Consider the following 16,194-nt stretch of genomic DNA (forward strand, 5'->3'; position numbering starts at 1 on the left):
ATTGTTTTTATTTATACAATGGAAAATTTTTCATCCAGTTATTTACTTCTGTTTTGATAGATGAAATCTTAGAATCATTATCATGGTTTGATAATACTTCATCTATAAAACCAACCATGGTATACATGTCATTTTCTTTCATTCCTCTGGTAGTAATGGCAGATGTTCCTAGTCTCATACCAGATGTTACAAATGGTGATTTATCATCAAAGGGCACCATGTTTTTGTTAATTGTAATATCTGCTTTTATCAATGTGTTTTCTGCTAATTTTCCTGTGATGTCTTTTGATCGCAGATCAATAAGAGCCATATGGTTATCGGTTCCGTTAGAGATAATATCATATCCTCTTTCTATTAAGGCAGCACACATTGCTTTGGCATTTTTTGCTACTTGCTCTACATATACTTTATAGTCATCAGTAAGCGCTTCACCAAATGCAACCGCTTTTGCTGCGATTACATGTTCTAATGGTCCTCCTTGAGTTCCAGGGAAAACAGCCATATCTAAAACATTAGACATCATTTTGATTACTCCTTTTTTGGTAGCGTGGCCCCATGGATTTTCAAAATCTTGCCCCATCATAATCATTCCTCCTCTTGGGCCTCTCAATGTTTTATGTGTTGTAGTCGTTACAATATGACAATGTTTTATAGGATCATTTAATAGACCTTTAGCAATTAATCCTGCCGGATGAGAGATATCTGCCAATAATAAAGCTCCTGTCTGATCTGCTATAGCTCTTAATCTTTCATAATCCCAATCACGACTATAGGCAGATGCTCCGCAAACAATTAATTTAGGCTTTTCTCTTTCTGCTGTTTCTGCAACGGTATCCCAATTGATAAGACCTGTTTCTTGTTCTACTCCATAGAAACTCGGTTGATAAATTTTACCAGAAAAGTTAACCGGTGATCCATGAGTAAGATGACCTCCGTGTGATAGGTCAAAACCTAGTATTTTATCACCTGGATTAAGACAACCTAGCATTACAGCTGCGTTAGCTTGCGCTCCAGAATGCGGTTGTACATTTACCCATTCTGCTCCAAAGAGTTTTGCAGCTCTATCTATGGCAAGTGTTTCTACCTTATCGACTACTTCACAACCGCCATAATATCTTTTTCCAGGAAGTCCTTCTGCATATTTGTTGGTTAGAGAAGAACCCATGGCAGACATAACTTGCTTAGATGTAAAGTTTTCTGAGGCAATTAGCTCTATTCCATGTTCTTGACGTTCTGTTTCTTCTACGATAAGGTTTTTTATCTCATTGTCCTGAATATCTTGTACCATATTTTCTTTTTTTTAGCATATTACACCCAATATTGAGCATCGGATTTTGGTTACTATATTTTTTGATGCATCGGATTTTGACGCATCAAAAATTAATGGATGCAAATTGTGAAGAATAAAATTGAAAAAATAGTACAAAATTGCAATCGAATATTTGTATCGATTTAATAAAATGAAAACGGGATAGAATGCTGTTTTGTAGTTTGTAAGAAAATGTTTTAGGTAATTACTTTATTGGCAAATTGTTTAGGGGTAATACCTATTATTTTTTTGAAATGACGGGTAAAATGACTTTGGTCAAAAAAACCAGACTGGTAGGCAACTTCTGTTGCAGATAATCTTTCTGTTAGTAGTTTTTTAGCTTTTTCTATTCTAAGATTTACTAAATATTGATGTGGAGGTAGTTGATATTGTTTTTTAAAAGATTTGATCAAGCCGTATTCTGAAATACCTGTTAAGTTAGAAAGATCATGTGTCGAAACTTCTTCAAGATAATGGTCGTGTAAATATTCTTTGATTTGCCGTGCAACAATAAGTTTTTCTGAAATTGGTTCATTATTTATTTCAGTATACGCATACTTTTGGATAAGCTCTTTAAGAAATTCCATAAGTAAACATTCGTACTTTGGATTATGTTGATTGTAAATCAAATTCGGAAATACGGCTTTACCTTTTTTGAATAATACCTTATTGTTTATAATATTTTCTTTAAAAATAGGTAACTCTATAGGCAGATTTAGAGTATCCATAGCCTTTTTCATGATCCCAATAGGAATATACATAGTAAGAAAATTCCATGGTGAATTTTTTACAGGCTTTCCTGTATGTACTTCATAGGGATTGAAAACAAGAATTGAACCAGTAGATAAAATAAAATTAGAAGAATCGTTAGAATAGTCACCAATACCATAATCCATAAAAATTATAGTGTAACTTTCATGAAAATGAGGCTTAAATTGATGTGATGTAAATGACCCCTTAAACAACTCTAAATTATCGAGAGCGTTATTTATAAAATGCTGGACATTATTATGTTTGTTTTTGTCATACATTATCTCAATAATTTACTTTTGAGCGATTTTTTAATCATTCAAAACTCAAAAAAATCCTTGGTATAATTCTTAACTTACGATACTAACAAAAAGTATTTCTATACTTTTTTAAGTAGCTAATATATGTCGGTTTTATAAATTATCTATAATCAATAGTTTGAAATGTATTAAAAAATGTATGTTTTGATGTTTTAGTACTATTATATGGATAATTTAGTATGATATTGAATAGATAAAAACTATGTTTTTTGGTTCTTTATATATAAATATTAACCATTTATAGCTTCTACGTATTCTACTTTGTCTTTTAACATCTCTTTTAGCATATTTTCGATTCCATTTTTTAATGTAAAAGTAGAAGACGGACATCCACTGCAAGCTCCTTGTAAAATTACTTTTACACCTTTGCTCTTCGGATCATAAGAATCAAATAATATGTTACCCCCATCACTAGCTACAGCAGGTTTAATATATTCATCAATAATATTTACAATATCTTTTGAGACATCATCCAGATTTTCAAAATCTAAATCAGACTGTTTTTTTACTTCTTCTTTTGTCACAGCAGCATTTGCGGTTAAAACTTCTTTACCTTGCTCTAGATAACTGCGTATAAAATCTCTGATCTCTGTGGTAATATCGTTCCAATCTGCCAAGTCGTATTTCCCTATAGAAATATAATTTTCATCAATGTATACTTCCTTAACAAACGGAAAATGAAATAACTCTTGTGCCAAGGGTGCTTCGCTGGCATCATCAATATTTTTAAATTCATGCCCTGCGGTGACTAATTTTTTATTAGCAACAAACTTTAATACAGCAGGGTTAGGTGTACTCTCTGCATAAATAGTAATAGGAACTTTTTTTGTGGTTTCGGTCTCGGTTTCAGTAATAATAGGTTGACCACTATTTAGGTAATTTTTGATTTGTTGTGCAACTTCTTCCTGCACATCTTGCCATTCTACAATATCATACTTATCTATTGCAACAAAATTTTGTGCAATAAATACCCTTTTTACAAATGGGAGATAAAACAATTGTTGTGCAAGAGGAGCATTTTTGGCCTGATCTATATTCTCAAATTCATAACTAGTATGCTGGGTTAGAAAATAATTGGCTTCAAACTTAACAATACCCGGATTTGAAGTAGGTTCTATTTTTATTTCAAAACTCTTTTCCATGTGCTATTTTTTTGCAAATCTACTAAAAAGCAACACGATATTAGTAATGTATGCGTAATGCTAACAGTTTTTAACTAATCTTAAATACATGTAGATAAATAAAGTGCATCATTTTGACTTTTGTTGTTGAATTTGATAATAATTATATAGACACAAAGAAGAATAAGATTATCGATCAAAAATTTCATCACTAATAATAAGTGATTCATCACAAAATCTTTATTAAACGTTGATTTATAATGGGAATGCAGCTATGTTTGCACAAAAAATATAATGATCAAGGACAGATTTCTAATGCCTATAATTGGTTAAAAATTATAACCAGAAGAAGGAGTACATCCTTTGACTTGTTTTGACTTCAAAAAGTATAGATCTTGTATTCTGACAAAAATTTATATCTTTGGAGCGATTGAAATACAATGATTTATTTAAAAAAATAAGGTGAAGCCTCACAATATAAACTGTTTTTAATAGTTTAGATTGAATTCACAAATTCTATTTAGCCCCTAAATAATAGTGCTCAAATGAACTTAAAAACATTCTATGTAGTAGTATTAGTACTGGTATCTCCATTTGTCTTCTCGCAAGAAGGTATTCCTGTATACTCTGATTATCTCTCTGATAATTTGTACTTAATACATCCTGCAATGGCTGGCGCATCAAATGCTAATAAAATTAGGCTTACTGCCAGAAAGCAATGGTTTGATGTGAATAATGCACCTAATCTGCAGACATTAAATATTAATTTTAGAACTGGTGAGAAATCTGGTTTAGGAGGAATTGTATATAGAGATGAAAATGGTAGGTTTTCTCAGACAGGACTGTATGTAACATATGCTTATCACCTTTTGTTTTCTAGAGATAGAACAGATTTAAATATGTTATCTTTTGGTCTTAGTGCTGGTTTGATACAATCTAATGTGGATTTAAGAGGGCTTGATGATCCTTTTGACCCAGATCCTGTAATTCTGGATAGAGTGCAAAAAGATGTATATTATAATGTTGATGTAGGATTATCTTATAATTATTTAGAATGGTATGCCCATATTACTGTTAAAAATATATTGCCAACTGTTCGTGATGTTTTTGATAATGATACTCCGATACGAGAATCTAATAATCAACGTAGATATATCTTTTCTTTAGGGTATTTGTTTGGTATTGGTGCTACTCCGTGGAGTTTAGAACCATCTATTATGTATCAAGCCACAGATGAAACTCAGGAAAGTACCATTGATGCTAATTTAAAAGTATATCGAGATTTTAGTTCCAGTACTTTATGGGGAGGAATATCTTACAGACGTAGCCTGGATGGAGCAGAATTTTCTCAGGATGGGACTTCTATAGAAAGCCAGCAATTGCAATACATAACCCCATTTTTGGGAGTTAATTATAAAAAATGGATGGTTGGGTATACTTACAGTTATCAATTAAATTCGGTAGTGCTTAGTAATGGAGGTTTTCACCAAATTACTCTAGGGTACGATTTTGGGAAACGTAAGGAAAGATGGAATTGTAATTGTCCGGCGGTTAATTCTAAAAACTGATCACAGTATAAAAATATTACGTAAAAGATAAAATAAATGCCTGCAAATATGCAGGCATTTATTTTATTTGGTAAAAGTACCATCAAATTGTAATCTTTGATCTTTTATAGGAACCAAAGAGGACAATTCATATACATTTTTATAACCATATCCATAGAGATTTATAAATGTTGGGATATTTAATGCTAGAGGAGCCATTTTGGAAGCAAAATTAATAGAATCTCCATCGATATTGTTATTACAATAAATTAAAATACGAGTCTTTTTAGAAGGTATTTTTTTTGCCAGTTTTCCTTCTGTAAAATCAGAAAAATTGATATGAGTTGCTCCCTTAAGGTGTTTTTGTTTGTAAGCACTTTCAGAACGAGTATCTAATAAAATAGTATTCTCATCTGCCATATACTTTAGAAAAGTCTCCAGAGGGATTAATCGTTCTTTTCTATATTCTAAAATTTCTTCAGATATTTCCAGAAAAGAATCATAATCAACATTTGATTTTGATAACTTCTTTTGTTGCTGTGCCTGCATGGACATAGGTATTAGAATTAGTATAATTACTTTAATAACTGTTTTCATCTTGAATGTTTATTTTCTTAGAACACACTATTTTTTATGATTTATTCTTCCCAGGAGAAAGATTTTTTTCTTCCTTGCTTTTTGATAGCATTTAGTAAAGCAGCTTCCAGGTTTGTATCATCTTTTTTACTGTTTTCTTTGATATACGATACACGCTTTTTATTTAACTCTTTAATTTTTTGTTGTATCTCTTTACGCGTTTTACTTTTTTCTGCGATATATTGCTTTAACTCAGCTTTGGATTTTCCTTTAAGCTCTTTTGGTAATTCGTCTTTTGCTACTTTTTCTACTTCAAAAGCTTCGTCCTCAGCAGCATCGATTAGATCCCAGCTTTTGTTTTTATAGAAACCAGAACTCTTGCTAACGGTTCGACTTACGGCATTAGCAGAACTGTAGGATCTTGCATTACTATCCTGTTCAGCTTGTAATTGTCTTTTTTGAGCACCTTGGTGACCATAATAGATATATGTACCATTTAGTTTATGATTGAGCTTAAGAATAATATCATCGTATGGTGTTGCAATATGTACAGTTTCGCGATTATGATCAATTGCACTATATTCTCCAGTTGTAATATCGGCTCCGTGTTTCCACATCGTTTCAATCCCTTGTCTATAATTTCCACAAAAAATGGTGTTAATAGTAATATCTTTTTCTAATGCATCTGTTGCTGCATCTTTATAATCAACCGGTCCCTGGGTAAAAGGTTCGTTACCCGCTATGAAGATTAATTTTAAGTGATCATTATTTTTTTTCCAACCTAATTGATTAATCGAAGTATTGATCACTTTACCACAATATTCGTTTCCTCCGTTAGTTGTAAGTGCAAAAAGTTCTTTAGATATTTCATCTAAATCATCAGAGAACGGTAAGACCTGTCTAATAAACCCTTCTTGAGATGGTAAACCATCATTACCATATTCGTATAATGCTATTTCCAGCTTTATTTTGTTATGACCACATTTTGCATAAGAAAGCTCATTTACGATTTCCCATAGTTGAGCCTTGGCCTGGTCAATAAGCCCATCCATACTATTACTGGTGTCTAATAGTAAAGCTACTTGTATGTTGCGTGTATTTGGATCCGTTTTGGTAGTTTGTATTAAGTGGTTTTTTTCTTTTTGAAATGCGAGATCGGAGTTCGGTTTATTATTTGCGTTACAAGAAATAGTAGCAAGTAAACATAACATGCTCCATGTAAAAAATGTCTTCATAGTTTCCTTTTTTTATTTTGGATAAAACTATAGTTAACTTTTTTGATTAAAAATCTATAATGAGGGATTAGTTAATATAAATGAGGGAACTTACTCTTTTGATTAGGGAAGTTTCTTTTTTATCCTAAAAAGCTACCGTAAAACTGTGTAATCACGAGATTCGAATTTTATTATCCCATTTAAATGGATTAAGTTTACCTTGATTTAATAGTGTATAATGAAGAAGATTGGCTTGATAATAGTATTTCTTTGGTTCCTTCCTGTATTGGTTTTGGGGCAAGAAAATGCTAGAATGAAACGACCAGAATCAATGAGTATTAAAGGTTCTGTGAAGGAAAAGAGCACCCGAAAGGCAATTAGAGATGTTGATGTGACCGTTCTGGGAAAAGGAACCGTTACAACTGATGTTTTTGGTGATTTTAGGATTGAAGCTCGTGTTGGAGATGAGCTTGTAATTACTCATGATAGTTTTAATACTATACGATATACGATTAAGGATGGCCAAAGAATTGATATTGAAGTACAGGATAATCCACAAGAGGCTAAATCACCTTCGATTTCAAAACAAAAAAGAGAGTCAAGATATCAGGAAAACCTTAGAGCAGCAAAAAACTCCTTAAAAAAGGATGCTGCTACGAGTATAGAATATATCACCAATGCTTTAGAAACAATACGAGATGATGATCCTTCATCAGACGATAAAAAAGCCGAATTATTTGAGTCGTTAGCTGATATTTATGAGTACTGGAAACAGCCAGATCTTGCAGAGAGTAACTACCTTCTAAGTCTTAAAAATAAATATAACACAGATGTAAAAATTAAATTGGCTAATGCTCAACTGGAAGGAAAAAATTACCAGGCAGCTCTAAATACTTTTGATGAATTACGGCGATCCAGATTGAGTAATACTCAAAAGGCTATTGTTTATGAAGGTCTGGGAGATAGCTATAAAGGTTTGCAAAATTATCCTGATGCTATTACTAATTATAATAAAGCTCTTTCTATAAGCCAAAGAAAAAAGCTGGATGGTAAGGTGATTCTGTTAAATTCTAAGCTAGCCGAAGTGTTACAACAAGAGGGGAATATTAGAGATGCCGAGGAGTATTTGGATAATTCGGTGCAACTGGCACAACAAAAAGATAAAAAAACATCAGCGAGGCAACGATCTGTTGCAGCAGACTTTTATAATAAGAGTAATAGCTATGGTAAAGAGATACAATTAAGAAAAGAAGCACTCGAGGATATCGAAGAGATTGAGGAAAGCAATGAGAATGAAGGTCCACAGGCAGAGAAAGACAATTCTTTAACTACTCAAGTGCAAAATTATAAAATTGCCAGTGCTTTTGCAGCGCAAGAAGCATATGATGAAGCCATACCATATTTAGAAGAAAGTATTAAAGAGGCAGAATCAAAAAATGATCTTATTGTTCAAAAAGATGCTACCCGAAAACTAGGAGAAGTCTATCGAGAAAAAGGAGAGTTAGAAAAAGCATCAGATGCCTTCAAAGAATATGAGGTAATCATAGATAAGTTATATATTCAAAAAGATCAGGAGATATCACAGGCAACTCGTTTTAGCAGAGAACTAGCACAGAGAGCAAATAGAATTACTACATTAGAGAAAGATAGGGAGTTAAATGAAGCAAGATATGAATTGGCATTTGCTTCGCAAGAAATAGCAAATCAACAAAGTATACGACAACAAATTGTAATCTATTTTTTAATTGGGTTAATGATTCTGTTACTTCTTGCTGGATATTTGATGTATCGTAATATGAAGCAACAACGGTATGCAAATAATATTTTGGCTTTAAAATCACTACGTTCCCAAATGAATCCACATTTTATTTTTAATGCTTTAAATTCTGTGAATACATTTATAGCAACAAGTGATGAAAGAACAGCAAATCGATATCTTACCGATTTTTCATTATTGATGAGAGCTGTTTTAGAGAATAGTGAAGAAGATTTTATTCCTCTAGAAAAAGAGATAGAACTCTTAAGATTATATGTACAATTAGAGCATTTTAGGTTTCAGGATAAATTTGAATATACAGTTGAGGTTGATCCAGAAATCGATATTAATGAATATATGATTCCTCCTATGTTATTGCAACCATATGTAGAAAATGCGGTATGGCACGGGCTACGATATAAAACTGAAAAGGGGTTGTTATCCATACGTTTTCAAAAAGAAACATCAGAGAGTATAGAAATTACAATTACTGATGATGGAATTGGACGTAAAAAGTCTAAAGAACTGAAAACGCAAAATCAAAAACTTCAAAAATCCAGAGGGATGGGTAATATCAAAAAGAGAATTGCCATCCTTAATAAAATGTATAAAGATAAGGTTGATGTGTTTATATCTGATCTTGAAGATAACTCAGAAGGAACACAGGTAAAATTAATTCTTAAGAAAGACAAGTAGATGAACTTAACTGCAATTATAGTAGATGATGAAGCTAATAGCCGAGCTATACTTAGAAATTATTTAGGTAAGTATTGCCCATCGGTTACCATTTTGGGAGAGGCAGCCAGTGTAAAAGAAACATTAGTATTGCTAGAATCTTACACCCCCGATATGTTGTTTTTGGATGTAGAAATGCCTTATGGCAATGCATTTGATTTATTAGAGCAAGTGCCCGATCGCACATTCGAAATTGTCTTTGTAACTGCCTATGATCATTATGCGGTAGATGCTCTAAATGCTCAGGCAACCTATTACTTGTTAAAACCTATTGCAATTGATAATCTTATCAAAGCTGTTGATCATGTAAGCTATATCAAACAGCGGGAAACCGCTCTATTGGATACTGTTTTAGTTCCCAAGGTGACAACTGCTGAAGGTAAAATCACTATTCCGCAGCAAGATGGTTTTGAGGTTCTACAGATTTCTGATATTATGTATTGCGAAGCTGATGATAACTATACGAAAATTTACCTGGATAAAGGCCAAAAGTTAGTGAGTAAAACGCTGAAATATTTTGAAGAATCTTTAAATCCACATGGGTTTGTGAGAACTCATAAAAGTTATTTGGTGAATGTGAGCAAAATAACACGATACCGGAAGGGGAAGGGAGGGAGTATTGTACTTTCTTCAGGAAAAGAGTTAGCGGTGTCCTCTTCTAAAAAAGGAGCATTATTGAATTATTTTAAATAATTCGAGCTGATAATTATGAGGTTTTGATTTTTTTTGTTAAAACATACTGAAAAAACAAGCGTTAGTTGTTGTAATTTGTAATATCCACTATTATTAACTACAAAAACTTAAAATAATGAAAAAAAGAGAATCGTTAAAAAAACTATCTCTAGAAAAAATCAAAATTTCTAATCTTGCCTCTAAAGCTATTAAAGGAGGAACAGGTAATCCATCATTACACAGTTGTGCCGGACAAGGTAATAACCCTGGTCAAACTTGTTATACTAATAATTGTGGAGGCACTGGCGGAGGTACTGGTGGTGGAATTAGCGGACCTATTTACTGCTAATCCTCTTTTAAGTTAAAGAAATTAAGATTGTCTAGAACTAATCTGTTTATTGTCTTTTTGAGAACTAATTTGTTGTTTTATCTTGTAAAAACAAAGAACATGATTTTTTAGACAATCTTTTTTAAGTTTATATATTTAAAAACTAAAAATCTAAAGCTTTTACAGTATGTGTAAGAGTATTTTTATGCAAAATGTTCTTTAGTATGTCTGCATTACCATTAGTGTATAAAGTATGTTTGCCTATTTTAGAATCTAGGTTTAATAGATGATTTGCGATCAATACAGCTTTGGTTTGTCGTGCAACAGCTTTTCCCGAATCGATAATTATAATCTGATCAGAAAGCATTTTTTTTAGAAGGGGAATTAGATAAGGGTAATGCGTACACCCAAGAACCAGATGGTCTATATTTTTGTCAAGCATAGGGATAATATAGGAATGAAGTAATGTATACATTTCATCTGTGTTTATCTTGCCTTTTTCTATAAGTTCTACCAGTCCGGTACCAACAACTTCAATGACTTCAATATTCTGAGTATACAGATCCGACGTTTTGACAAATAATTCACTAGATAAAGTGCCTTTTGTAGCGAGTATACCTACTTTTTTTGTTTTGGTATGAATAGCAGCAGGTTTTATAGCAGGCTCAATACCAATAATGGGTATGTCATACTTAGATCGTAGTGTTTTTATGGCATTTGTAGTTGCGGTATTACATGCAACCACAATGATCTTACAATTTAGCTCAAGGAGTTTTTCTGTATTTTTAATACTTAATGTAGTAATCTCTTCTTTACTACGCTTACCATAAGGAGCATATTTGCTATCAGCCAGAAAAATAGTGTCCTCATGTGGCAATAGAGAAGTGATTTCTTTCCAGATTGTTGTTCCACCAATACCTGAGTCAAATATACCAATAGGTTGATTTTGCATACTTACATGATAGTTTATCCCAAAAATAAAAAAACAGCGAGATGTCATCTCACTGTTTTTTTATTTTTATTAAAAGTTTAAAGTAAAACTGTTAGATACCTAGATCTTTTTTTACATCTGCCATTAGGTTTTTACCATCAGCCATAATTACTCCTGTACCTGTAGTAGAATCTAATACATATTGAAAACCTTGCGCTCTTGCCACTTTTTGGATAGATGTACGTGCTTGCTCATAGATAGGCTTCATTAATTCGATCTCTTTTTTCTGAAGATCCTGAAGTGCATTTGTTCTATAATCGTTAATGCTTTTCTCTGTAGCCTGTACTTCTTGTTGTCTTTTTAAATTCTCTTCATCCGTCTTAGTTTCAGCTTCCTGAGAATATTTTTTAATAGTGTTTTGTAACTCTAACACCATATTTCTGATTTCTGCATCATAAGTCTTATTTAATTTTTCGATCTCACTTTTTGCAGCTTTAAAAGCAGGCATTGCTTCTACAAGCTCCTGTGATGCTATATGCGCTACTTTAGATTGAGCATTCACAAAACTTGAGCTTCCTATGGTAATTGCAATAGCTACTAATAATGTTCTAAATTGTTTCATTTGTAAGTATTATTAAAGGGTGTTATAAATTTATAAAATTAATTATTTAATCATTGTCTTTTCTACTATCAGCATCAGACGATGAGTCATTATTTTTTAGGTTTTCTCTTTGAGTTTTTAAAGCTTTAATAGAATCTTTCTTTCTTTTTTGTAATTCTAACAATCGGGCTCTTCTTTCTTCAAACTCTTTCTTTTTTGCAGCTCTTATAGAATCTCTTTGTGCTTTACGCTCTGCAAGAAGTTGTTCTCTTTCTGATAATCTTTTTTGAGCCTCACGTTCTCTGTCAGATACTTCAGTTTCTTGTTCTGCATTTCTTTTTTCAGCTCTTTCCAGAGCTTTCTTATCTTTCTTACTATTGAGTTGTTTTCTTTTTGAAGCCCTATTTATTCTAAGTAATACCTGATCACTTATATCAAATCGATCTGCAGAATATAGCATTACCAAATCTGCTGATTTATCAAAAACGAAATCATATTTTTTGTTTTTAGCAATTTCTTGAACTGCTACAAAAACTTGATCCTGTACTGGTTGAACCAATCTCTTTTTTTGAATAAAAAGATCTCCATTAGGGCCAAATCGTTTTTGTTGATATTCTAATATTTCTTTTTCTTTAAAAAAGATATCTTCTTCTCTTTCTTCGATTAGCTCTTTGGTTAGTAAGACTCTTTCATTATTAAGGTCTTTACGCATTTCTTCAACTTCTTTAAGTTCTGCTTCTATTTCAACTTTCCATTTTTGAACTTTGGTTTCGAGTTCAGAAGAAGCTTCATTGTATTCTGGAACGTTTTCCAGAATATAGCTCATATCAATATAGCCAATCCTAATACCTTTCTGTGCATGTACTGCGTTTGTGAAAAATAGCCAACTGACTGCTGCAACTAGTAAAAGACCCTTTGTTTTCATAACTTTGTGTGTATATAGAAATAATCGTGCCAAAACTAAAATTGTTGTCCTATAATAAAATGGGTTTCCCATCCATTAGCCTGATTTGTTCCCGGAATAGGATCAAAACCATACCCAAAATCTATACCTAATAACCCAAATGCTGGCATAAAGATACGTAAACCTGCTCCAGCAGAACGACTTAATTGGAAAGGGTTAAAACTTTTAAAGCTATCATAAGAGGCTCCACCTTCCAAAAATCCTAGCATATATATTGATGCTGCGGGTTTTAGTGTTATAGGATAACGAAGCTCTAACGAATATTTGTTATAAATTGTTGCCCCATCGGCATCAAAATCTTGATTATTAGTTCTACTTTGAGGTGTAATAGATTGATTTGGGTATCCTCTTAACGAAACAACCTCGCGACCATCAAGACTTGTAGCCCCTAATCCATCTCCTCCCAGGAAAAAACGTTCAAAAGGAATATTACCTCTATTGTTATTATATGCACCTAAAAACCCGTACTCGGCTTTTGTTTTTAGAACCAAAGGCTTTTTTCCAATATTAACTAAACTTGTGTACCAGGTACCATCAAATTTTAGCTTATAATATTCTAGCCATTTAAAACGCTCCTGATCGATTTCTCCAATCTCTGTAGCGATTTCAGAGCCTCTTACAAGATCTCTCGAATTACTGCTGTCTAGATTACTTCTTTCTTCTTCTAAAGTATCTCTACGGTCTTTTAATTCACTGTAGTCAACGCCATCAAAAAGAGAGTAAGGTACAGAAAGTTTGGCAACAAGATTAAATTCTGATCCACCTGTTGGGAAAATGGGGTTTACCGTAGTGTTGTTTCTATTGATTCCGATAGTATAGGATAAATCATTAGAAGATCCATTACCAAAAGTAAATAGTCTGGTGTTGTAGTTTTTAAGGTTATAATGTCTTACACTAATGGCTTGAGATAATGTAAAGTAGTTATCTGGCCAATTTAATCTTTTGGCTATTCCTATTGATCCTCCAGTAATAAGAAATTTACTATCTCTATCTACTTTACGTGTTCTGTTATTAAGTAAGAACTGGATTGTATGAGAGAATGATGTAGAGAGTTGATATGGTCTTTTTCCTCCTAGCCATGGTTCTACAAAAGAAAGACTATAGGTTTGAAAGAATCTACTGGCCTGGGCTCTAACTCTAAGCGTTTGACCATCTCCCATGGGTAGAGGACTGTAAGATTCTTTGTTAAAAATGTTACGTATTGAAAAATTGCTAAAAGCTAATCCCAGAGTTCCTACAAAACCACCTCCGCCAAAACCTCCCTGAAGCTCAATTTGACTAGATCCTTTTTCTACTACAGGGAAATTAATATCAATGGTTCCTGCCTGAGGATTTGCATTTTTAAATTGTGGTTCTAATTGTTCAGGATCAAAAAATCCTAACTGTCCTAATTCACGAACAGTTCGTACCACAAGATCTTTACTGTAACGTTGGCCTGGTCTGGTTCTAAGTGTTCTATAAATTACATGATCATTTGTTTTGTCATTTCCGGTAACGGTAATGTGGTCAAAATAGGTCAGTTTTCCTTCACGTATTCTGATTTCAAAATCAAGAGTATCATTATATACTTTTGTTTCTACAGCATCAATAGAAGAAAATAGATATCCGTTATTTTGATATAAGTTGGTAAGATCATTTGCATCAGGCTTAGTATTATCAGCAATTTGTTTTTCTAAAAGAACGCCATTATACACATCCCCTTTTTTGATAACAAGTTGTCGGGCCAATTCTCGATCGGTATATACGCTATTACCTAGAAATGTGATATTACCAAAATAATACCTATTCCCTTCTTCAAGATTAAGATTAAGCGATACACTATTGTCATCTTCTATAATCAAACTATCAGAGGTGATACGAGCGTCTCGATATCCTTTTTCTTTATATTTTGTAATGATATTATCTTTATCTTCCTCATAATCTGCTCGGATATATTTTGATCGTTTCCAGAATCTTAGAAATTTCTTACGCTTGGTATTTTTCATAGCCCTGCGCACCTTTGCATCAGAAAGTTGCTCGTTTCCTTCTATGTTGATTTTATCAACTTTAACCCGATCTCCTTTGTCGATCAGAACTACCATATTTACCTTGTTGCTTACAACGGTATCTTTAATAGGAATGGTGTTGATAACAACTTTTGTGTTTAGAAATCCGTCTTTTTTATACTTATTAGTAATAAAATTACGAGTTGTGGTTATCAGGTTTTCTGTAACCTTTGCACCTTTGGTTAGCCCATTATCTTTAATTAAATCTTCGGATTTACGCTTTTTAATTCCTTGAATACGGGCTTCGTTTAACTCAGGTACTTCCTGTATGTTAATTTCGAGATCAGCAACGTCTCCTTCTACATTACTAATGTAGAAGTTAATATCACTAAATAATTCGAGATCCCATAATTTCTTAATGACTTTACTTATTCGATCTCCCGGAAGAAAAATACGTTCTCCTTTTCTAAGACCGGTAAAAGTAATTACTGTATTTTCATTGTAACTGGTAATCCCGGTAACTTTAATATCGCCAATAATATATTCTTTCCCGTTAGCACCAGGTAAATTTTGTGCAGAAAGTGATGTTGATATTAATAAGGCGAGTAACGTAAAATACGTAATAGGTAGTTTTTTTGTCATTTCTTTAACTGAGCTGCTCACTAGTTTTTCCAAATCTTCTTTCTCTTTTTTGATAATTGTATATGGCCTCAAATAAATCGGATTTTTTAAAGTCCGGCCATAAAATTTCTGTAAAATATAATTCTGCATACGCAATTTGCCATAGTAAAAAATTACTGATACGTTGTTCCCCACTGGTACGTATCAATAAGTCCACATCGGGCAGGTCTTTTGTATACAAATGCTCATTAATGACTGATTCATTTATAAGATGTGGCGAAATTACACCATTTTTAACTTTAATACTTATTTCTTTGATAGTTTTTATGAGCTCTTCTCTACTTCCGTAGCTTAGAGCCAGAGTAAGTGTCATATGTGTATTGGATTTGGTCTTTTCAATAACTTCTAAAAGTTCTACTCTTGCTTTTTTGGGAAGCGACTGCAAATTTCCAATAGCATTAAGTTTAATATTGTTATCCTGAAGTGTTTTGATTTCCTTTTTTAAGGAATTCACCAAAAGTTTCATTAAGGTATCTACTTCAAGTTTTGGTCTATTCCAGTTTTCTGTAGAAAAAGCATATAATGTAAGATATTTAACGCCTATCTCTGCACTACTTTCTACAGCTTCTTTAACTGCTTTAGTTCCGTTTTCGTGGCCAACGGCTCTAAATAGACCTTTCTTTTTGGCCCATCGCCCATTACCATCCATAATAATGGCAACGTGCTGTGGGATATTAGAGTTTAATTGTTTTTTATCAATCATT

Annotated in this window: 14 protein-coding genes; 4 read left to right on the top strand and 10 right to left on the bottom strand. The window is 32.7% G+C overall.

Annotation, left to right across the window (positions count from 1 at the left end):
* Positions 1-7: 7 nt before the first annotated feature.
* From NNH57_RS20930 to NNH57_RS20940, 3 genes are all read right to left on the bottom strand, one after another.
* Positions 8-1,288, bottom strand: coding sequence for a serine hydroxymethyltransferase (locus NNH57_RS20930; RefSeq protein ID WP_074409652.1), 1,281 nt, complete (start codon positions 1,286-1,288; stop codon positions 8-10).
* A gap of 218 nt (positions 1,289-1,506) precedes the next feature.
* On the bottom strand, positions 1,507-2,340 hold the full coding sequence (locus NNH57_RS20935; RefSeq protein ID WP_108807900.1) for an AraC family transcriptional regulator: 834 nt from the start codon (positions 2,338-2,340) through the stop codon (positions 1,507-1,509).
* A gap of 269 nt (positions 2,341-2,609) precedes the next feature.
* Entirely contained in the window at positions 2,610-3,521 is a 912-nt protein-coding gene (locus NNH57_RS20940; protein ID WP_074409650.1) for a NifU family protein, read from the bottom strand.
* Positions 3,522-4,045: 524 nt separating this feature from the next.
* Between NNH57_RS20940 and NNH57_RS20945 the strand changes: the two genes are divergently transcribed.
* Positions 4,046-5,068, top strand: coding sequence for a PorP/SprF family type IX secretion system membrane protein (locus NNH57_RS20945; protein WP_074409649.1), 1,023 nt, complete (start codon positions 4,046-4,048; stop codon positions 5,066-5,068).
* Between the two features lie 63 nt (positions 5,069-5,131).
* Here the strand turns inward: NNH57_RS20945 and NNH57_RS20950 are convergent, their stop codons facing one another.
* On the bottom strand, positions 5,132-5,644 hold the full coding sequence (locus tag NNH57_RS20950) for a rhodanese-like domain-containing protein (protein ID WP_074409648.1): 513 nt from the start codon (positions 5,642-5,644) through the stop codon (positions 5,132-5,134).
* A 41-nt stretch (positions 5,645-5,685) separates the two neighbouring features.
* Positions 5,686-6,858: a vWA domain-containing protein gene (locus NNH57_RS20955; protein WP_108807899.1), complete on the bottom strand. Its 1,173-nt coding sequence runs from the start codon at positions 6,856-6,858 to the stop codon at positions 5,686-5,688.
* A 217-nt stretch (positions 6,859-7,075) separates the two neighbouring features.
* On the opposite strand from NNH57_RS20955, the gene NNH57_RS20960 reads away from it, so the two are divergent.
* The 3 genes from NNH57_RS20960 to NNH57_RS20970 all read left to right on the top strand — a co-directional run bounded on the left by NNH57_RS20960 (position 7,076) and on the right by NNH57_RS20970 (position 10,349).
* Positions 7,076-9,289 (top strand): histidine kinase, encoded by a 2,214-nt coding sequence (locus tag NNH57_RS20960; RefSeq protein ID WP_108807898.1) that lies wholly within the window; start codon positions 7,076-7,078, stop codon positions 9,287-9,289.
* Positions 9,290-10,021 (top strand): LytR/AlgR family response regulator transcription factor, encoded by a 732-nt coding sequence (locus NNH57_RS20965; protein WP_108807897.1) that lies wholly within the window; start codon positions 9,290-9,292, stop codon positions 10,019-10,021.
* Positions 10,022-10,136: 115 nt separating this feature from the next.
* Positions 10,137-10,349, top strand: coding sequence for a hypothetical protein (locus NNH57_RS20970; RefSeq protein WP_108807896.1), 213 nt, complete (start codon positions 10,137-10,139; stop codon positions 10,347-10,349).
* A 142-nt stretch (positions 10,350-10,491) separates the two neighbouring features.
* Here NNH57_RS20970 and murI read toward each other — a convergent pair whose 3' ends face one another.
* Genes murI through NNH57_RS20995 form a run of 5 tightly spaced genes read right to left on the bottom strand, consistent with a single transcriptional unit; the run spans position 10,492 to position 16,193 of the window.
* Positions 10,492-11,328, bottom strand: coding sequence for a glutamate racemase (gene murI, locus NNH57_RS20975; protein WP_234423370.1), 837 nt, complete (start codon positions 11,326-11,328; stop codon positions 10,492-10,494).
* A gap of 43 nt (positions 11,329-11,371) precedes the next feature.
* Entirely contained in the window at positions 11,372-11,881 is a 510-nt protein-coding gene (locus NNH57_RS20980) for an OmpH/Skp family outer membrane protein (protein WP_025667203.1), read from the bottom strand.
* A 46-nt stretch (positions 11,882-11,927) separates the two neighbouring features.
* Positions 11,928-12,785 carry an OmpH/Skp family outer membrane protein gene (locus NNH57_RS20985; protein ID WP_074409745.1) on the bottom strand — a complete coding sequence of 286 codons (858 nt, stop codon included), beginning with the start codon at positions 12,783-12,785 and terminating at the stop codon, positions 11,928-11,930.
* 35 nt (positions 12,786-12,820) lie between these two features.
* The gene (locus tag NNH57_RS20990) at positions 12,821-15,451 is read right to left on the bottom strand and encodes a BamA/OMP85 family outer membrane protein (RefSeq protein ID WP_175392739.1); all 2,631 of its coding nucleotides are present in this window, start codon (positions 15,449-15,451) and stop codon (positions 12,821-12,823) included.
* A 4-nt stretch (positions 15,452-15,455) separates the two neighbouring features.
* A complete protein-coding gene (locus NNH57_RS20995; RefSeq protein ID WP_074409641.1) occupies positions 15,456-16,193 on the bottom strand; it encodes an isoprenyl transferase in 738 nt (245 codons plus the stop codon).
* Position 16,194: the final 1 nt, after the last annotated feature.

The sequence above is a fragment of the Aquimarina spinulae genome (genome assembly GCF_943373825.1).
Taxonomy (GTDB): Bacteria; Bacteroidota; Bacteroidia; order Flavobacteriales; family Flavobacteriaceae; genus Aquimarina; species Aquimarina spinulae.